This window comes from Sphingomonas sp. MM-1 (assembly GCF_000347675.2).
Classification (GTDB): Bacteria; Pseudomonadota; Alphaproteobacteria; order Sphingomonadales; family Sphingomonadaceae; genus Sphingomonas_E; species Sphingomonas_E fennica.
On the sequence record NC_020561.1, the window covers coordinates 76,709 to 95,463 of the forward strand.

Annotated in this window: 18 protein-coding genes; 6 read left to right on the forward strand and 12 right to left on the reverse strand. The window is 66.3% G+C overall.

Features of this window, described 5'->3' with window-relative positions; translation table 11 throughout:
* Nucleotides 1-3: 3 nt before the first annotated feature.
* On the reverse strand, nt 4-2,172 hold the full coding sequence (locus tag G432_RS00395) for a TonB-dependent receptor (protein ID WP_144061956.1): 2,169 nt from the start codon (nt 2,170-2,172) through the stop codon (nt 4-6).
* A 207-nt stretch (nt 2,173-2,379) separates the two neighbouring features.
* Here G432_RS00395 and G432_RS00400 point away from each other — a divergent pair, with 207 nt between their 5' ends.
* The gene (locus tag G432_RS00400; protein ID WP_236626823.1) at nt 2,380-2,967 is read left to right on the forward strand and encodes an FxDxF family PEP-CTERM protein; all 588 of its coding nucleotides are present in this window, start codon (nt 2,380-2,382) and stop codon (nt 2,965-2,967) included.
* 112 nt (nt 2,968-3,079) lie between these two features.
* Here the strand turns inward: G432_RS00400 and G432_RS00405 are convergent, their stop codons facing one another.
* The 6 genes from G432_RS00405 to G432_RS00430 are packed head-to-tail and all read right to left on the reverse strand — an operon-like array spanning nt 3,080 to nt 9,235.
* Nucleotides 3,080-4,258 (reverse strand): CaiB/BaiF CoA transferase family protein, encoded by a 1,179-nt coding sequence (locus tag G432_RS00405; protein WP_015456825.1) that lies wholly within the window; start codon nt 4,256-4,258, stop codon nt 3,080-3,082.
* Nucleotides 4,255-5,184 carry a hydroxymethylglutaryl-CoA lyase gene (locus G432_RS00410; protein WP_015456826.1) on the reverse strand — a complete coding sequence of 310 codons (930 nt, stop codon included), beginning with the start codon at nt 5,182-5,184 and terminating at the stop codon, nt 4,255-4,257. Before G432_RS00410 ends, G432_RS00405 begins: the two co-directional genes overlap by 4 nt.
* Nucleotides 5,181-5,798: a 3-isopropylmalate dehydratase small subunit gene (leuD, locus tag G432_RS00415; RefSeq protein ID WP_015456827.1), complete on the reverse strand. Its 618-nt coding sequence runs from the start codon at nt 5,796-5,798 to the stop codon at nt 5,181-5,183. The genes G432_RS00410 and leuD overlap by 4 nt, the downstream gene beginning before the upstream one ends.
* Nucleotides 5,795-7,177, reverse strand: coding sequence for a 3-isopropylmalate dehydratase large subunit (locus G432_RS00420; protein WP_041865024.1), 1,383 nt, complete (start codon nt 7,175-7,177; stop codon nt 5,795-5,797). Before G432_RS00420 ends, leuD begins: the two co-directional genes overlap by 4 nt.
* Nucleotides 7,170-7,670, reverse strand: coding sequence for a hypothetical protein (locus tag G432_RS00425; protein ID WP_015456829.1), 501 nt, complete (start codon nt 7,668-7,670; stop codon nt 7,170-7,172). Before G432_RS00425 ends, G432_RS00420 begins: the two co-directional genes overlap by 8 nt.
* 14 nt (nt 7,671-7,684) lie before the next feature.
* Nucleotides 7,685-9,235 carry an alpha/beta hydrolase gene (locus G432_RS00430; RefSeq protein ID WP_015456830.1) on the reverse strand — a complete coding sequence of 517 codons (1,551 nt, stop codon included), beginning with the start codon at nt 9,233-9,235 and terminating at the stop codon, nt 7,685-7,687.
* Between the two features lie 86 nt (nt 9,236-9,321).
* Here G432_RS00430 and G432_RS00435 point away from each other — a divergent pair, with 86 nt between their 5' ends.
* The 5 genes from G432_RS00435 to G432_RS00455 are packed head-to-tail and all read left to right on the forward strand — an operon-like array spanning nt 9,322 to nt 13,797.
* Entirely contained in the window at nt 9,322-10,005 is a 684-nt protein-coding gene (locus tag G432_RS00435) for an isochorismatase family protein (RefSeq protein ID WP_015456831.1), read from the forward strand.
* Nucleotides 10,002-10,907, forward strand: coding sequence for a polysaccharide deacetylase family protein (locus G432_RS00440; RefSeq protein ID WP_015456832.1), 906 nt, complete (start codon nt 10,002-10,004; stop codon nt 10,905-10,907). Before G432_RS00435 ends, G432_RS00440 begins: the two co-directional genes overlap by 4 nt.
* Complete coding sequence (locus G432_RS00445) at nt 10,897-11,811, forward strand: polysaccharide deacetylase family protein (RefSeq protein ID WP_015456833.1); 915 nt, start codon at nt 10,897-10,899, stop codon at nt 11,809-11,811. The genes G432_RS00440 and G432_RS00445 overlap by 11 nt, the downstream gene beginning before the upstream one ends.
* Nucleotides 11,808-13,241, forward strand: coding sequence for an aldehyde dehydrogenase family protein (locus tag G432_RS00450; protein WP_015456834.1), 1,434 nt, complete (start codon nt 11,808-11,810; stop codon nt 13,239-13,241). Before G432_RS00445 ends, G432_RS00450 begins: the two co-directional genes overlap by 4 nt.
* Nucleotides 13,234-13,797 (forward strand): VOC family protein, encoded by a 564-nt coding sequence (locus G432_RS00455; protein WP_015456835.1) that lies wholly within the window; start codon nt 13,234-13,236, stop codon nt 13,795-13,797. The genes G432_RS00450 and G432_RS00455 overlap by 8 nt, the downstream gene beginning before the upstream one ends.
* A gap of 31 nt (nt 13,798-13,828) precedes the next feature.
* Here the strand turns inward: G432_RS00455 and G432_RS00460 are convergent, their stop codons facing one another.
* Genes G432_RS00460 through G432_RS00480 form a run of 5 tightly spaced genes read right to left on the reverse strand, consistent with a single transcriptional unit; the run spans nt 13,829 to nt 18,755 of the window.
* Nucleotides 13,829-14,560, reverse strand: a complete 732-nt coding sequence (locus G432_RS00460; RefSeq protein ID WP_015456836.1) for a hypothetical protein — start codon at nt 14,558-14,560, stop codon at nt 13,829-13,831.
* Entirely contained in the window at nt 14,560-14,922 is a 363-nt protein-coding gene (locus G432_RS00465) for a hypothetical protein (protein WP_041864740.1), read from the reverse strand. The genes G432_RS00460 and G432_RS00465 overlap by 1 nt, the downstream gene beginning before the upstream one ends.
* Nucleotides 14,919-16,118, reverse strand: coding sequence for a class I SAM-dependent methyltransferase (locus G432_RS00470; protein ID WP_015456838.1), 1,200 nt, complete (start codon nt 16,116-16,118; stop codon nt 14,919-14,921). Before G432_RS00470 ends, G432_RS00465 begins: the two co-directional genes overlap by 4 nt.
* Nucleotides 16,115-17,191 carry a nitrilase-related carbon-nitrogen hydrolase gene (locus G432_RS00475; RefSeq protein WP_015456839.1) on the reverse strand — a complete coding sequence of 359 codons (1,077 nt, stop codon included), beginning with the start codon at nt 17,189-17,191 and terminating at the stop codon, nt 16,115-16,117. The genes G432_RS00470 and G432_RS00475 overlap by 4 nt, the downstream gene beginning before the upstream one ends.
* A 4-nt stretch (nt 17,192-17,195) precedes the next feature.
* A complete protein-coding gene (locus G432_RS00480; protein ID WP_015456840.1) occupies nt 17,196-18,755 on the reverse strand; it encodes an FAD-binding oxidoreductase in 1,560 nt (519 codons plus the stop codon).

The following is an 18,755-nucleotide window of genomic DNA, read 5'->3' on the forward strand; positions in this document are numbered from 1 at the left end:
TCATCAGAAACGATAATCCCAGCCGAGGGTGAAGGTGCGCCCGCGCCCCGAATAGAAACGGGTATCGTCCGTGGGCCGCTGGGTATCGCTGTTATAGTCTATGTAGAATTTGTCGAAGAGGTTCTGCACCGCCAGCGTGATCCCGCCGAATGCCGTCTGGTAGCGGACGGTGGCGTCGGTCAGGTTGTAGCCGCCGAAATCATTGCTGCGATCGGCCCCGGCGAAATCGGGAAGCGGGCTGTAATCGAACCGGCGCGCGAAATAGAACTGGGTCTGGATACGAGCCGAAAGCGGGCCGCGATCATAGCTTGCCGCGAAGTTCAGCCGGTCGGGCGAGATATTGGCGCCGTCCAGATCGATATTCACCTTGTCGATGCCGTCGTCGGGCGTGCCGTCCGTGCGGCCGATAAGGTGGGCATAGCCCATGGAAAGCTTGAGGCCCGGCACCGGCGGCTTCACGCTCAGGTTCAGCTCCAGTCCCTGGATCTCCACCCGTTGCCGCTGCACCTCGAACACGCCGTTCACCAGCACCAGCAATTGGCCGTTCTTGCTGGTCGACCAGAAATAGGCCGCGCTGGCATCGATCGGGCCGCGCTTCACCTCGACGCCGATTTCGCGGTTGTTCGAGACGATGGGGCTGATGTCGAGATAGTTGCTGAGGTCGACGCCGTCCCTGTTGATCGATCGCGTGATGCGGCCCACGTCGGGAACCGTATAGCCCTCGGCATAGCTCACATAGGCGCGGATGCCCTGTGCCGGCTCGAAGATCGCGCCGCCGTTCAGCAGCGTGTCGCTGAACTTGGGCGATCCGCCCTTCACCTGGCGCGAACCGTAGGAAGCGAGGGTGGTGAAATCGTCGATCTTGATCCGCACATTCTCATTGCGGACGCCGCCGGCCAGCCGGACCTTGCCGTCCAGCAGCGCGAGATTGAGCTGTCCGAACGGAGCGAGGCTGCGGAAATCGGTGGGCGGCACCCAGACGCGCCCGGTCAGCAGCAGGGCCTGCTCGGTCTTGTCGAACAAAGTGTCGAACCCGATTGTGGCCGTCAGCGCATCCCAGCCCGGCAGGGACCGTTCGTAGCTGAACTTCGTGCCGATCTTGCGGGACCGATTCTGGGATTGATCGACCAGCGTGCCATAGGGAGCGATCGACGCATCCTGGAAGGTGGCGACGGGCGCAGGATCGCTGCCGAACGTATCGCGCGTGCGGCTGTAGAAGACCTGGGTGACGAGATGGCCGTCGGCCAGATTGTCGTCGGTGAAGGAAAGCGCCGCGCTCTGGGCGAGATTCTTGGCCGGCAGGCCCGGCGGCGTGCCGCGAACCGTGGAACTGGGCAGGCCGATATCCCTGTCGCCGGGAACCGAGACATAGTCGGCATCGCTTTTCAGCTCGTAGCGGCTCAGGATCAGGTCCAGCCGGGCGCTGTCGCTGACGGCATAGCCGAGACGGCCGAAGAGCGACCAGCTCTTGGAATCCATCGTCTCGCCTTGGACGTTGTCGATGCCGATGCGGTTGCCGTGGCCGTCATAGAAGGCGCCGCGCTTTTCGAATGCGGCGCCGAACGTCGCGTCGAACCGATCGATCTTGTAGGACAGCAGGCCGGCGACCTTGCCGCCCAGCCCGTCGTCATGAAAACCATCGTCCGCGGTGCCCTGGATGAGCGTGCGGCCGCTCAGCCCGTCCACCCTGGGCGGGCCAACCGTCACCTGATTGACGATGCCGCCGGCACCGCCGATGCCCTGCAAGGCATTGGACCCGTAGATCAGCTCCACCCGATCGACGAAGAAGGGATCGATGGTGAAGCCGTCGCGCGATCCGTCGCGCAGCGGCGTGGACTGGGGAATGCCGTTGATCGCGTAGAGCGGCGATCGGCCGCGCAGCGATTCTCCCGATCCCGAAAGCTTCTGGCGGGTGGGCGAGAAGGATGGGGTAAGCGTCGATATCGCATCCACCACCGATCCGCTGATCGCCACCTGCTGGTTGAGCGCATCATTGTCGATCACGTCGATGGTCAGCGGCAGGGCGCTTGCCGGCAAGGCGCTGCGGGCAGCGGTGACGACGATATCGCCATCGCCATCGCGCTGGCCTTCGCTGCCGATCGTCTGTGCGGCGAGGGGCGGAGCGGCGAGCATGGTTCCGATGGAGAATAATGTCCGCAATGTCAGCTTCATGGCGACCCCTTATCTTAGCCGGCGTGGCCGCTACAGGAGCGACCCGGCTATTGCAAGTGATTATCATTAATCTGCGGAGCGGACATGCTTCTTCCACCCGCACGTCGCGCGCGGTGTGGCTTGACGCCTAAAATTGCGGATAAGTGACGGAATTCCTTACAATCCGGAAATTGCGTTAACTATATTGCACTGCAAAAAACGGACGTTGTGACGGTTTGGCCCGATGCTTGCTGGCATATCGGGGCGTATGTCACTGTAAGGGTTTGTCGAATGAAGAAATTTCTCGTTGCCGCCTCGATCATGGCTTCCGCCCTCATCGGCAGCCAGGCCGCGTCCGCCGCGGTTTTCCCCATCAACGTGTCGCAGGGATCCAACTATTTCGGGAATACCGGGCTGTCGAACGGGACCGGGTTCACCGACACCTTCACCTTCACCCTTTCCGAAGACATGCTGGCCAACCTTACGGTGTTCTCGATTTCGCTCGGGCGGCTCCAGAACGTGGATTTCACCTCGATCCTGTTCGATGGCCACGCCCTGCAGCCGGACGGCAGAACTGGAAACATCGAAAGCTGGTATCTCGACCCGATCTTCCTGACGGCCGGCGAGAAGGCGATCGAGATCACTTATAACGTGTCGGGTGCGTCCTCTGGCTCGCTGGCGAGCTATTCCGGCATCCTTAATATCGCGGCCGTCCCGGAACCGGCCACCTGGGCGATGATGCTGGTGGGCTTCGGCGTCGTCGGCGCTTCGATGCGCCGTCGCAACAGCGGCATCCGCCTGCCTCAGGCGGCCTGAGGCAAATGATCGTGCCGCCGGCGAAGATGCTGGCGGCACGATCATGCCAAATATTGCTCCGAATGCGTCGGCTTCTGCCTGAAAACGGCAAGCCTGATGGCATTGTTGCGACCTAATCTACAGCGGTTTCATCCGGAAAAATCGCCAGAATTTCTGTCTCGCTGAGGCCGAGGTCGCGGAGTATCGCCCGGCTATCGGCACCCGCCAGGGGCAGCGCCCCGGAACGCGCCAGCAGCTTTCCGTCGAACGCGATCGGCAAGGTCGGCAATCGCGTGGGAGTGCCGTCCGCCAGAGTGACGGGTTCCAATGCGCCGGATGCGGCGAGGTGGGGATCGTCGAACATGTCCTCGGGCCGGGCGATCGGGGCGAAGGGGAGGCCGGTGCCTTCGAGGCGGGCGATCACCTCGGCGCGGGTGAAGCCGGCGATCAGGTCGCGGATGCGGGGCAGGATGCGATCGCGCTGGAGGACGCGCTCATTGTTGTGGCGGAGGCTTTCGTCCGCCCAGAGATCGTCGAGGCCGAAGAGGGCGCAGAATTTCTCCCACAAGGCATCGGTGACGACGCCGATGAAGACGGGATCGTCCTTCGTTTCGAACACGTCGTAGATCGCCCAGGCGGAGATGCGGGCGGGCATGGGGCTGGCGGCTTTGCCCGTGACGGCGAGCTGGGCCATGTGCTGGCCGACCAGATAGACGGTGGTTTCGAACAGCGATGCCTGGATCAGCTTGCCCTTGCCGGTGCGGTGGCGTTCCTCGAGCGCGGCCAGCACGCCGATGACGCCGAACATGCCGCCGGTGACGTCGATGACGCTGGAGCCGGCGCGGAGCGGGCGGCCTGGCGGGCCGGTCATATAGGCGAGGCCGCCCATCATCTGCGCGACCTCATCCAGCGCGGTGCGTTCTTCATAGGGGCCGGGAAGGAAGCCCTTGGCCGAACAATAAATGAGGCGCGGATTGACGGCGGCCAGCGCCTCGTAGCCCAGCCCGAGCCGGTCGAGCGCGCCGGGACGGAAATTTTCGATCAGGATATCGGCGCGTTCGGCCAGCCGGCGGGCGACCTTCAGCCCGCGTTCGGATTTGAGGTCGAGCGCGATGCTGCGCTTGTGCCGGTTATACATGGGGAAATAACCGGCCCCGGAGCCGAGCAGCGTGCGGGTCTTGTCTCCCTCCGCGGGCTCGACGCGGATCACGTCCGCCCCCAGCGCCGCCAGCATCGCGCCGGCGGCCGGACCCATCACCATGTGCGTGAATTCGACGACCCGAAGGCCGGCGAGCGGTGCGGGCGCCGTCATGCCGCCACCTTGCCGAAGCCGAGCGGCAGGCCGGCATCGGGCGTGAAGCCGTAGAGCGGTTCGCCGGGCAGGGCATCGGCGATGATCGCGCGGACCTTCATCAGCTTTTCGAGGTCGATGCCCGTTTCATACCCCATGGCCTCAAGCATGAAGACCAGATCCTCCGTGACGATGTTGCCCGATGCGCCCGGCGCGAAGGGGCAGCCGCCGAGGCCGCCCAGGGACGCATCGAGCGTGGTGATGCCTTCCTCCAGCCCCGCGAGCGCATTGGCGAGGCCGAGGCCGCGGGTGTTGTGGAGATGAAGCGTGTTGAGCCGGCCGTCGCCCACCTCCGCCTTCACCGCGCGGACGAGGCGGCGGACCTGGGCGGGATTGGCATAGCCGGTGGTATCGGAGAGCCCGACCTCGACCGCGCCGGCTTCGATCGCGGCCGCCGCGAGGCGGACGACGCTCGCTTCGCTGACGGGGCCTTCGATCGTGCAGCCGAAGGCGGTGGCGAGACCGACCTCGAAATGCGGACGGGAATCGGCCGGCTGGCTGGCGACGAGTTCCGCGATGGCGCGGATTTCGGCCAGCATCGCCGCATGATCCTTGCGGACATTCCTGAGGCTGTGGGTTTCGGACATGGAGAAGGGGATGGATATCTTTTCCGCGCCGGCGGCGATGGCGCGCTCCGCCCCCTTGAGATTGGGGACGAGCGCCGCAACGGCGAGCCCTTCCAGGCCCTTGGCAAAGGCGATGAGATCGGCCGTGTCCGCCATCTGGGGGAGCAGCGACGGCGGCACGAAGCTGCCCACCTCGATCTCGGGGACGCCGGCGGCGGCCTCGGCGGCGATCCAGGCCTTCTTGGCTTCGAGCGGCATCACCCGGTCGATGCTCTGGAGGCCGTCGCGCGGGCCCACCTCGCTGATGTGGATGCGGGTCATGCCTTGGTTTCTCCGAGATAGATCCACGGCCGGGCCTTGCGGTCCGCGGCCTGGAAAGCGGCGATGTCCGCCCTGTGCTTGAAGGTGAGATCGATGGCGTCGAGCCCTTCGAGGAGCATGGCCTTCGCCTCCGCGCCGATATCGAAGGGCCAGGCGCGGCCATCGGCAAGGGAGACGCGCTGGGCGGGAAGGTCCACCGTGACCGCACCGCCATCGGCCGCGATCCCGGCGATCGCATCGGCGGGGAGGACGACCGGGACGATGCCGTTGCGGGTGCAGTTGCCGGCGAAGATCGGCGCGAAGCTCGGTGCGATCACGGCACGGATGCCATATTCGGCAAGCGCCCAAACGGCATGTTCCCGGCTCGAGCCGCAGCCGAAATTGACGCCGCCGAGCAGGATGCGCGCATCCGCATAGGCCGGCTTGTTGAGCACGAAGGCGGGATCGGGATCGCGGCCGCCGGGCGAGAGATATCGCCAGGCGGAGAAAAGGCCGTCGGCGAGGCCGGTCTTCCCCGTGCTCTTCATCTCGCGCGAGGGGATGATCGCATCGGTATCGATATTGTCGCGGATCAGCGGCGCGGCCGTGGCGGTAAGGACGATGAAGGGGGTCATGCCGCAATGTCCCGCGGATCGGCGATGCGGCCGGCGATGGCGCTGGCGGCCACGGTTTCGGGGCTCGCGATATGGGTGCGGATGCCCGGACCCTGCCGCCCTTCGAAGTTGCGGTTGGTCGACGAGATGACCCGCGAGCCCGCGGGAAAGCTCTCCCCGCCGGCATAGAAGCACATGGAGCAGCCGCTCATCCGCCATTCGAACCCGGCTTCGGTGAAAACGCGGTCGAGCCCCTCGGCCTCGGCGGCACGGCGCACCGCCATCGATCCGGGAACGACGAGCGCCTTGACGCCGGGCGCGACATGGCGGCCCTTGAGCAGGGCGGCGGCGCGGCGGAGATCGGAAAGTCGGCCGTTGGTGCAACTGCCGATGAAGGCGGCATCGATCGGGGTGCCGCCGATCGGCTGGCCGGGGCCGAGGCCGATATAAGCGAGCGGCCGTTCGGGCGCGTCGATCGGCACGGCGCCCGATATGCCGGCGCTGTGCTCGGGCGAGGTGCCCCAGCTCACCATGGGTTCGATCGTCGCGGCATCGATGGCGATCTCCGCATCGAAGGCGGCGCCGAAATCGGTGGCGAGCGTCCGCCATTCGGCGACGGCGGCCGCGAGCATCGGCCCGCCGGGGGCATAGCGGCGGCCGTCCAGCCAGGCGAAGGTTTTTTCGTCCGGCGCGATCATCCCCGTCATCGCCGCGAATTCGGTGGCCATGTTGCAGAGCGTCATCCGCCCTTCCATGTCGAGCGCCTCGACGGCGCTGCCGGCGAATTCCACGGCATGGCCCTTGCCGCCGCCGGCGCCGTGGCGGGCGATCAGCGCGAGCATCATGTCCTTGGGCGTCACGCCCGGCGCCAGTTCGCCGGTGAAGGTGACGCGCATCGTCCTCGGGCGGGCGAGGCGCAGCGTGCCGGTGGCCATGGCATGTTCGGCCTCGGACGAGCCGATGCCCCAGGCGAGCGCCCCGAAAGCGCCCTGCGTGCAGGTGTGGCTATCCGGCGCGATCAGGGTGCAGCCGGGCAGCACGATGCCGAACTCGGGCGAGACGACATGGACGATGCCCTGATCGGGATCGGTGACGTCGAACAGGGTGATGCCGGCATCGCGCGCGGCGGCGCGGGTTTCGGTGATGAAGGCCTGCCCGCCCGGCATCAGCGTGCGATCGTCCCGGCCGGGCCGGGTATCGACGATATGGTCCATCACGCAGAATACGCGCGACGGATCGGCGACCGGGCGGCCCGCCGCCTTGAGGCTGTTCAGGGCGGCGGCGCCGGTGCGCTCGTGCAGGAAGATCCGGTCGATGGCGACCAGATCGGCGCCGCCGCCGAGAGAGGCGACGACGTGCCGATCCCAGATCTTTGCGAACAGGGTGCGCGGATCAGGCAGATCGTGCCTCCATTTCCTTCTCCATCGCCGCCCAGTTACGGCTGACCAGCTTTTCCTGGATGGCGGTGCGGGTTTCGAGCTGGCCGTTGCGGATCCAGTGCCAGGTGCGGCAGCGCGAGGTGCCGTCATCCGAAAGCTGGATCATCTCGTAGAGATAGAGGCTCGGATCGCCCTGGCGCTGCCAGTAGAGCATCACCGTGCGGCTATACTCATCCAGCCCGACCTCGGCCGCCCAGCCCTTGATGAGATCATTGTCCCACCATACGCGCTTATCGGCATAGGTGGCCGGGAAATCGCGGATGTCAGTGCGGCCGTCGTCCCAGCTATAATAGTTGGTCTGGTGATACGGATGATCGCTGCCTTCCTTGAAGCGGCAGAACAGGCGGGACCTGTGCTGGTCGATCTGCTCGCCGGTGGCATTGTAATAGGTATAGACGCCATCCCATACGCCTTCGTGGCGGGCCAGAAGCGGCATTTCTTCGCGAATTCCCATGGATTTCCTCCCTTTCAGAGACCGTGTGGCGACCAGATGTCGTTGCGCCCGCCCGCCCAGCCGGCGGTTTCCCAGCCGATGATCGCCGGCGCGGCAGCCACCAGCGCATCGCGATCGGCCGTGGCGAGCGTGGCGAGCAGCGCCTTGCCGGCGCGGGCCCGGATCAGGGCGCGATGTTCCGCCGCGAGCGCATCGGGCGCGATATCGGCGGCCGTGAAGGGGATGGCGTTGGCGGCCCTGGCCTCGAACCACGGCCAGAAGAAATGGCCCGCGCGCACGGCGCCCCATGCGGCGATGAGGTAGGCGCCGAAGCGATCCGGCGCCTGATCGGGGATGGCCCGATCGATCCACGGTGCGGTGGCGGTGGGGAGCGGAATATGGGCGGCGACGGCGCCCCAGCCATGGGCGCCCGTGCGGGCCGCCACGGCGGCGGCGAGGAGGGCGGAGAAGCCCTCGCCGATTATGGCGGGCCTGCCCTCCGCGATGGCGGCGATCGCGGCGGCAACGATGGCGGCCCAATCGGCGAGCGTGGGCGTGAAACCTTCCTGCCAGCCATCGGACAGGCCGTGGCCCGGCAGGTCGATGCCCAGCGCGTCGCCGATATCGAGCAGATCGGCTTCCCGGCCGGGCGCGTGGAGCAGCACCTGCGCGCCTGCGGGATCGCCGCGCCAGCGGATCAGCCCGTCGAAGCCGGTGCCGGCCACATGGACGAAGCCGCCGTCGCGGCTTTCCGCGAGATCGGGGCAGGGCAGGGCCTCGGCCGCGCGGAGATGGGCGAGGCATGCGTCTTCGAGGTCGGCGGGCGTGGCGACGGCCTCGGCGCGCCAGCTCGGCGGCATCTCGCCAAGCCGGGCGATATGGGCCTGGAGCGGATCGCCGTCATAGGCCGCGATCAGCACGGGCACGGTCTTGGCGTCGGCGGGCGGAATGTCGCGCGGCGCGCGCAGGACCGCGCCATAGCCGGCGCGATAGGCGTCGCCGCTGTCCAGCATGTCGCGGACGACCGCGTCCGTCTTCACGGGATCGTCATGCGCCACGCCGATCCGCGCGGCATCGCGCACGTCGAACCATGGGAAGAACCATGTCTGCTCGATGATCCGGTTCCACAGCCAGGCCAGATGCTCGCCATAAGCGCTGGGCCGGAAGGGCGGGAGATAATCGCGGTCGAAGATCACCATCTCCTCGGGCGTCCAAACCGCATAGCCGCCCGTCGCCAGCGCGGTGAAGCGATCGGGATGGCGCTTCACCGCGCCGATCAGGATGATGCCGCCCGAATGGAAGCCATAGGCCGCCGTCCGTTCGATGCCGAGCGCGTCGAGCAGCTCGACGAGGGCGGCCGAAAAGTCGGCTATGTCGGGCGTGCCGGGCAGGGGATCGGACTGGCCGAAGCCGGGCGTATCGGGCGCGATACAGGTGAAATGGCGCCCCCATCTTTCCATCAGGGGTTCATATTCGGCCGAGCTGCGCGGGCTCTGGTGCACCATCAGCAACGTAGGGCCGGAGCCGGCCTTGCGATAATGGACCCGGCGGTTGCCGACCCTGATGAAATGGCGGGTGATCGTCATGGCGCCTAATTTGTCCGGACAAATTCCGCTCGACAAGCCCTTTTCGTAAACTAGTGTGCGAATCACGATTTCGCAGGAGTTTCATGATGACGCTGATCGGCACCCAGATGGTCTGCGACGGACGCACCGCGCGCCAGATTTTCGAGGATGTGATGGCGAATCCGGCCCGTGCCAAGTTCGGTTTCGGGGAAAGGCTGGCGATCGTGAACGTCGATTTCCAGCAGGCCTACACCCGCACCGATCTGTTCAAGACCGCCTATGAAACCGATCCCCGCCAGATCGAATATGCCAACGCCCTTTCCCGGCTGGCGCGCAGCCGCGGCATGCCGGTGATCTGGAGCCGGGTGGGCTATAAGGAAGACGGCGGCGATGCCGGCGTGTGGGGCACGCGGACGGACACGCCCGATTCGCTCCAGAACATCAAATATGGCAGCGAACGCCACGCCTTCGACCCGCGCTGCGAGATCGATCCCGACGACCTGCAATATACCAAGCGGATGCCCTCGGCCTTCTTCGAGACGCCGCTGAATTCCTATCTGCGCTGGCATCGCGTGGATACGGTGGTGGTGACGGGCGGCAGCACATCGGGCTGCGTGCGGGCGACGGCGGTGGATTCGCTGGCCTATGGCTTCCGCACGATCGTGCCGATCGAGACCTGCGCGGACAAGCATGAGAGCTACCATTTCGCCAACCTGACCGATCTCCAGCTCAAATATGCGGATGTCGAGCCCGTGCAGGTGGTGATCGACTGGCTGGAGGCGCGGCGATGAGCGAGGCGCAGAAGGCCGATCCCGGCCTCTATGATTTCGTCCCCTATCGCGGACGGCCGAGGATCGCGTGGCCGGGCGGCAAGGCGGTGGCCGTGTGGGTGGCGCCGAACCTGGAATATTATGAGATCGATCCGCCGGCCAATCCGCTGCGCAAGAGCTGGACGAAGCCGCATCCCGATGTGGTGGGATATGCCCATCGCGACCATTCCAACCGCGTATCCCATTGGCGGATGGCGGAGGCGATGTCGAAATACGGCTTCCCGGGATCGGTTTCGCTGTCGGTGGCGCTATGCCAGCATCATCCCGAAGTGGTGGCGGACGCCAATGAACGCGGCTGGGAATTCTTCAGCCACGGCATCTACAACACCCGATACGCCTATGGGATGGACGAGGCGCAGGAGCGCGCGATCATCGAGGATTCGATCCGCACCGTGCGCGAGGCGACGGGGCAGACGATCCGCGGTTGGCTGGCGCCGGCCCTGACGCACACGCCGCGCACGCTGGACCTGATCGCCGAATATGGGCTGGATTACACCTGCGACCTTTATCACGACGATCAGCCGCAGCCGGTGAAGGTGAAGCAGGGGCGGCTGATCTCCATCCCCTACAGCCTGGAGGTCAACGACCATTACGGCTTCTTCGTCTATAATATGAGCCCGCGCGAATATGCCGACACGCTGATCCGCCAATATGAGCGGCTGGCGGAGGAGGGCGCGGAATCGGGCACGGTGATGTGCATTCCGCTGCACGCCTATCTGATCGGCCAGCCCCACCGGATCGGCCCCTTTGCCGATGTGCTGCGCCATATCGCCGAGGACGGCCGCGCCTGGATCGCGCGGGCCGGCGAGATCGCCGACCATTATTACGAACATCATCATGCGGAGGCCGCCCGTGGCGCTTGATCCCGCCTATCTCGAATATCCCAGGCGGCGCGAGGGATATGATCATGACCTTTACGCCTGGTCCTCGATCTTCGATCGCGGGGCCTTGCGCTGGCCGGGCGACAAGGGCGTGGCGGTATGGCTGTGCGTGAGCCTGGAATGGTTCCCGATGACCCCTTCGGACATGCCGTTCCGCGCGCCGGGCCATATGCAGACGGCCTATCCGGACTATCGCCATTATACGGCGCGCGAATATGGCACGCGGGTGGGCTTCTACCGCCTGCTCGATGCCTTTGCGAAAGCCGGCGTGCGGGCGTCGATCGCCACCAACGGCGCGATTGCCGAGCGTTATCCGGAGATCATCGTCGATATCGTCGCCGGGGGCCATGAGATCATCGCCCATTCGACCGACATGAACGGCACGATCGCAAGCGGGCTTCCGGAAGAGGACGAGCGGGCGCTGATCGAACGATCGCTGGCATCGCTCGAGGCAGCGGCGGGCCGGCGGCCCACCGGCTGGCTTTCGATCGCGCGATCGGAAAGCTGGAACACGCCCCAGCTGCTGAAGGAAGCGGGCCTCGCCTATACGTGCGATTGGGTGAATGACGAGCTGCCGTGGCGTTTCGCCAACGGCCTCATCAACCTGCCGCTCAACCACGAGCTTTCCGATCGGCAGATCATCACCGTGCAGCAGCAGTCGGCCGACAGCTATGCCCGGCAGATGGAAGACGCCTTCGACTGGCTGGCGGCGGAGGCGGGATCGGCCAATGCCCGCGTCCTTCCGCTGCATATCACCCCCTATATCATGGCGCTGCCCTATCGCATCGCCGCGTTCGAGGGGCTGCTGGCGAGGCTCGCCGCGCGGCCCGAGGCGTGGTTTGCGACCGGCGCCGAAATCATTTCCTCCTGGGAGAGCCAGCAATGAGCCTTGCCGTCGTCAACCCGCGCACCGGCGAGGCGGATTACAGCATCGAGCCCCTGGACGAGGCGGCGATCGCGACGGTCGCGTCGCGGCTGCGGGCGGGGCAGGGGGCGTGGGCGGCACGAACCGCCGGGGAGCGCGGGGCCGTCCTGCACCGCCTGGCCGAGGCGATCGGCCGGCATCGCACGGCTCTGGCCGCCGCGCTGATCGCCGATACCGGCCGCGCGGCCATATCGAAGATCGAGGTGGAGGCGATGATCCGCGCGCTGCAGCGCTGGGCGGACAGTGCGCCCGGAATCATCGCGCGGGCCGAGATCAGCGACCGGCAGACGGCCATCCCGACGATCACCGCCTCGACCAGGCTGGTGCCCTATCAATTGATCGGCATCATCAGCCCGTGGAACTTCCCGCTGACCCTGGCCCTTATCGACGCCATCCCGGCGCTGGCGGCGGGTTGCGCGGTGATCGTGAAGCCATCGGAAGTGACGCCGCGCTTCATGCGTCCGCTGGCGGCGGCAATCGCCGAGGTGCCGGAGCTGGCGGACGTGGTGGCGCTGATCGAAGGCGATGGCGCAACCGGGGCGGCGCTGATCGGCCAGGTCGATTTCATCGCCTTCACCGGATCGGTCGCCACGGGCCGCAAGGTAGGCGAAGCGGCCGCGAGGGCCTTCATCCCGGCCAGCCTGGAACTGGGCGGCAAGGATCCGATGCTGGTGCTGGCCAGCGCCGATCCCGTGAAGGCGGCGGAAACGGCGCTGCGCGCATCGGTGCTGAACACGGGCCAGGCTTGCCAGTCGATCGAGCGTGTCTATGTGGCGCGGGAGATTGCCGGGCCTTTCCTGGAGGCGCTGGTGAATGGGGCGAAGGCGGTGCGCCTCAATCATCCCGACGTGAATGCGGGCGATATCGGCCCCTTCATCTTCGCCCGGCAGGCGGAGATCGTGCAGGCACAGATCGACGATGCCGTGGCCAGGGGCGCGAAGCTGCTGGCGGGGGGACAGGTGGAAACGCTGGACGGCGGCAAATATCTGCGCCCGACCGTGCTGGTGGACGTGACGCCCGACATGCCGATCATGGCCGAGGAGACGTTCGGCCCCGTCATTCCCGTTACCCTGTTCGACAGCGTGGACGAGGCGGTGACGCATGCCAATAGCGGCATATTCGGCCTGTCGGCGGCGGTGATCGCCGGCACCGTGGAGGAGGCCGAGGCGGTGGCCGTGCGCCTCCGGGCAGGCGGCGTTTCCATCAATGACGGTTCGCTGACCGGGCTGGTGTGGGAAGCGGAGAAATCGAGCTTCGGCGCGAGCGGCATCGGCCCTTCGCGCATGGGCGATAGCGGCCTGCTGCGCTTCTTCCGCAAGCAGGCGCTGATCCGCCAATCGGGCGCGGCGCTGCCGCTGGCCGCTTATTCGGAAGAGGCGCTCAGTGGTTAAGGCCCTGGCGCTTGCCTTGGCGCTGGCGGCGCAACCCGCCGCTCCCGTCACCCAGTCCCCCGGCGTCGAAAAGCCCGTCCAGCCGGTGCCCACCGATATCCGCCGCGTCACGCTGATCGTCCGCGATATCGATGCCTCGCTCCGCCTCTATCGCGATGTCGTGGGGCTCAAGGTCAATTACGACACCGTGGTAGAAACATCGGGCGTGGCGCTCCCCGCGGGCGAGCCGGGCGCCAGGGCGCGGCTCGTGCTGCTCAACGGCAATGATGCATGGGTGGGCTGGATCGGGCTGATGCAGTGGATCGATCCGCCGCTCGCCGATCCGGGGCCTTATCCCCGCCGCATGGGGATAGGCGGCCACGTCATCGTCATGAACACCGACGATGTCGAGAGGCGTTGCGCGGCGGCGGCGAAGCTGCCCGGGATCGCCATGACGGCCCCGTCCCGCCTGCAGGTCTATCCCGGCCGCAACGGCGCGCCGCCGATCCGGGTGAAGGGCTGCAACTTCTTCGATCCGGACGGCACGCTGATCGAGATGAATCAGCTGCTGAAATAGATTCTCCGGCCCCGGTCCCCGGCCGGGATCGTCAGCGCTGTAATTCGACCAGTTCGTACCAGGTCTGCATATAGCCGCCGACGCCGCCCTGGACGAAGATCGAATCCTCGTCGGCCGTGACCCACATGTCATAATGGGGATGCTGGGTGCCGCCCATGCCCGGCCCTTCATCGTCGACGAAGCGGAAATGGCGGCAGGCGAAGGTGCCGGCCGGCACGGTTACGGTTTCGTCGCCCACATATTCCAGCCCGATATTGACTTCGGCGATCATCGGCGGCGTGGCGCCGCGATGATCGGGGGAAGGGAGGAACACGCGGATGTTGCGCCGGTGCGGCCCGCGCGAAACATCCATGCAGCGGGTGGTGTAGCCATCGCCGGCGATCGGGTGCGTGCCGAAGCCGTCGATCGTGCCGGCATAGGGCATCACCTGTGAAAGCCGGCCGATCGAGGGGCCGAAGCTTTCGCATTCGATAGTGCCGCCCTGTTCGCCGGGGACATGATGCATCCAGCCCGAGCCCATGAACCTGTCCCCCACGGTGAGGTGGATGTGGAGGTCCTGCGGCCGGCCTTCCGCATCGAGGGCGTAGATGATGTCGCGCAGCACCGTGGGCGCCGGTTCCTCAATTTCGCAACGGGCGCGGAAGATGGTGCTGCCGTCGCCATGGCGGGTGAAGCTGAACCATTCGCGGCCGCGCTCCCGATCCAGCATCTCGGGCTTCTTCGATGTGTAGCGGATGTGGCCGCTGATCGTGCGGTGCTGCATCAATTGTCCTTCAGATCGGCGCTGATATCGGCGACGGGGCGTTCCTGCACCTGCATCGCTTCCATCTCCTGCTGCACGCCGCGCATGATCCGCGCGATATATTCCTTGGTCATCACCGCGCGTTCGTAGGCCGCGTCGCGATCCGGATTATAGCCTTCGATGTCGGCGCGGCTGATCGTGCCCTTGGCGTCGAGCAGCCGTTCCACCGTATCCAGCCGTTCCTTCAGCACGGAAACCTCGCCAGCGACGGCAAGGAGGATGGAAAGCATGCGTTCGGAGGTGGGATCGCCCAGGAAATCCGGGCGCTTGCCCTTGGCGCGGGTGCCCGCGCGGGCGATCCAGTCGATGCTGTCGTCACTCATGCTTTCGGTTTCCAGGCTCCATAGGCGTTCCACACCGCCGCGCGGCCATGATCCTCCTGCTCGCCCGAGGGCGCCTGGGGGAATATGTCGCGATCCACCACGGCGCGGACGCCGGTGACGAACTGGCAGTCGAGCGGCAGGCCGGCATCCGCCATGATCTGCTTCAGGTCCATGGCGTGCATCGCCGACCAGAAGGGCTCGTTATTGTTGAAGGCATCCCAGTCGCGGATGAACTGCTCGTAGAGCGGCATGTCATCGGTATATTGCGGCTGTTCGAGGTGGAACATCAGCCCGCCCGGCGCCAGCACGCGCACCCCTTCGCGGATGATCGCGGGCAGCGCCTTGCCGGACAGCTCGTGCAGATACATGGTCGTTTGCACCCAATCGAAATGGCCATCGGCGAAGCGGCCCATATGCTCCGCATCCATCTGGATGAAGCGCAGGTTGGTCGCCCCCAGCGCCTGCGCGCGGGCATGGCCATATCGGAGCACCGGCGCGGCGGTATCGATCGCGATCACCTCCGCCTCGGGAAAGGCCAGCGCCAGCGGCACGATATTGTGCCCGACGGTGCAGCCCAGATCGAGGATGCGCTTCGGCGTCCAGCCGGGCCGTTCCTTGCGTATCCATTCCACCAGCGCCTGCCCGCCGCCGTCGGAAAGGGCGCCCAGGCCGCCGCCGGTGGTGGCGAAGAGGCCGCTATCGTAATTGGCGCCGGCCGACATGTCCCCCGGCCGTTCCTCGCCATGGTAGCAGCCCGGCATGCAGTGGATGTCGACCGCATCCTGATAGCGCGGCACCTTCACCGCCGGATCGAGTTCCAGCGTATCGCGGCCTTCGTTGAACTGCCGGACCTTGCCGGCCAGCTCGTCGATCTGGCGCAGCGTGATGGAGCGGCCGTTCTGCTGGCGCATTTCCATGGAGTTGCGCTTGCAGGCGGACCAGAAGCGGTGCCACGGATCGCGGTTCATCGCGTGGCGGATTTCGAACCGATCCCTGGGATCGCGGCCATGCTCGGCCCGGAAGGCGGGCAGGACGCGCGTGTCATAGGCCAGCTTGTTGCCGGCGCCGATCGTTCCGGACAGATATTTGTTGAGGCCGGTGAGGAAGTTGTAGCGGGCGGCCTCGTCATGGCGCGGTGCCGGGAACACGGCGTGGCGCGCGACGGCCGTATAAGGCGGGGGCACATCCTGCTTCATATCAGACCCTCCTTGGATAGGCGTTCGATCACCTGCTCCTGAACGCGCAGGAAATGATCGCGGTCCGGCTGACGGACGGTGCCGTCCGGTTCGATCAGGCTGTTCGCCGGCTGGTGCGTGGCCGCCGCATAGACGGGCGCGAACAGATCCAGCCGCTGCCGGGCCAGGAAGTTCGTCATGCCCGGCTTGCGGCGCTGCGCGCGCAGGGCGGCGATATCGATATCGGCAAAGGCGGTGAAGGTTTCGCCGCTGTTCGATTCCGACAGCGGATTGCCCTTATAGTCGATGACGGTGGAATTGCCGTCGGCCGAGGCGAGCGGCATCGTCGTGCCTTCGATGCCGGCGGTGTTGGCGGACACGACATAGGCGATGTTTTCGAAGGCGCGGGCGCGCTTGGCGATCTGCTTGGGCGTTGCCAGCGGCGATCCGATCTCGGACGAGGAATGGACGAAGATTTCGGCGCCGCGCAATGCGTGGGCACGCGCGATCTCCGGATAGAGGATCTCTTCCGAAGCGATCGCGGCGATGTTGCCGATTTCGGTGTGCGCCACCGGGAACACGCCATCGATCCCGTAGATGTCGAGATATTTTGACCAGACGTCGTGCGGCGTCGGCGCGAACATCGAGTTCAGCCGGCGATAGCGCAGCGCCACCCTGCCATCGGGCGCGATGACGAAGCTCGTCTGGAAATAGATCCCCGGAAAGTTCGGATCGCGTTCATAGGCGTTGCCGGCGAGATGAAGATTCTGCGCCGATGCGATTTCCCCCAGCGCGGCATATTCCGGCCCGTCCATGTCGAGCGCCGCCTTCTCGGCGAAATCGGGAATGGATATCCGCCCCGGATAGCTCGTCAGGAAATATTCGGGCAGCACCGCCAGCCGCACCGGCGTGCCGCCATATTGCTGGATGAAGATGGCGGAGGAACGGAGCTTGGCGCCGATTTCCGCGATCATCGCCAGCATCTGGGTGCTGGCTGCCGCGCGATCGGGCTGCCTTTCCACGGATCGCGCCGCGATCTGGAGCGCGAGCGCGGCATAGGGCTTGGGCGCCGGGGGCGTGGGAGCGGCGGTCATCGGCCTAGAGCCCCAGGCTGCCGGGGTTCATCAACCCCCTGGGATCGACGAGTGCCTTCAGCGCCTTCAGCATGTCCCACGCGCGCGGATCGCTGGCGGCGGCGAGGGGATAGGTGCGGGCGACCTGCAGGTGCGTCGCCTCCAGATCGCGGAAAATGGCGACGATTTCCGCCCGGAGGCGGCCGACGAGGGCGCGCGATTGCGCGTTTGCCGGAAAGCGGTTGAGCTTGGCGAGATGATCCGCCTCGAGCGAGCGGCAGTGGATATCCTCCAGCGCATCGGGCCAGAAGAAAACCGGCTCGATCAGGCAGGTCGACCGGCTGACCGCGGCCAGCATGGCGCCGGCGGCGACGCCGTTGGCCTCCATTTCGGCCCTGTTCGCATCGAACAGCTCCTGGATGCGGTTCCAGCCTTCCACCAGCCGGCTGTGCGGCAGGAAGCCGTGCACCGGCACCCAGCGCTCGCCATCGGGGCCGACCATGGAATTGACCGGTGGGAAGGGGTTGGCGCGGAGGATCTTGGGGATGGTGTTTTCGATCGCCTTGCCGCCGTGGCGGGCGGCGATCGCCTCGATCGCCTTCATGTCTGCCTCGACGGCGGACTGATGGCGCCCCTCGCAGATCAGGTGGAGCGAGAAGGGCACGTCATCGAGGAAGGAGCGGCCGGCGGCCACGACCTTGGCGCCTTCCTTCAGCGCCTTCCACGCCGATCCTTGCGCCTTCATCATGTTCACCAGCGACTTGGCGTCCTTCGTCAGGCTTTCGCGCTTCATCCGCTGTGCCTGGAGATAGGGATCGAAGCCGAAGCTTTCGGATGCCAGGCCGTCGCGCGCCACCGCGCTCATCGCGCCGAAGAAAGCGGCGGCATCCGGGAAGGAGAAGGAGCCGTAGGCGAAGGCCGTGCCTTCGCGTACCAGCTTCAGCGTGACGGTGGCCTTGACCCCGAACGCCCCGCAATCGGCCGCGAAGATGCCGGTGACATCGGGGCCGAACGGCCGGAAGAAGCTGCTGCCGGTGCTGACCATCGTGCCATCGGCCAGGACCACCTCGAAGCTGAGCGCGGCATCGACGACCGTGCCGCCGCCGGCGCCCCAGAACACGCCATTCTGGCTCATGCCGCCGCCGACCGTGGCGTTGATGCCGGAAAGCGTGCCCCAGGCGAGCGCGCGCAGGCCGTGCGGCTTCAACGTGCGATGCAGCTTGTCCCAGGTGCAGCCGGCCTCGACCGTGACGGTCATGTCCTCCGCATTGATATCCAGCACCCGGTTCATCGATCCGGTATCGATCAGCAGGGCGCCGGCCGCGGGGGCGAGGTATCCGCCCGTATAGCTCATGCCGCCGCCGCGGGGCACGATCATCACCCCGGCGGCCGTGGCGGCGGCGATGCCGCGCGCCAGCATGGCCTTGTCGGCCGGACGGAACACGGCGAGCACCGTCGGCCCGTTGCTGTAGACGTCCTGCGAATAATAGCGCAGCTCGGCCTCGTCGGTGACGAGCGCTGCCGCGCCCACCGCCGCCGAAATCGTGGAAAGCGCGGTCTGGTCGATCGGGGCCAGCGTAGCCAT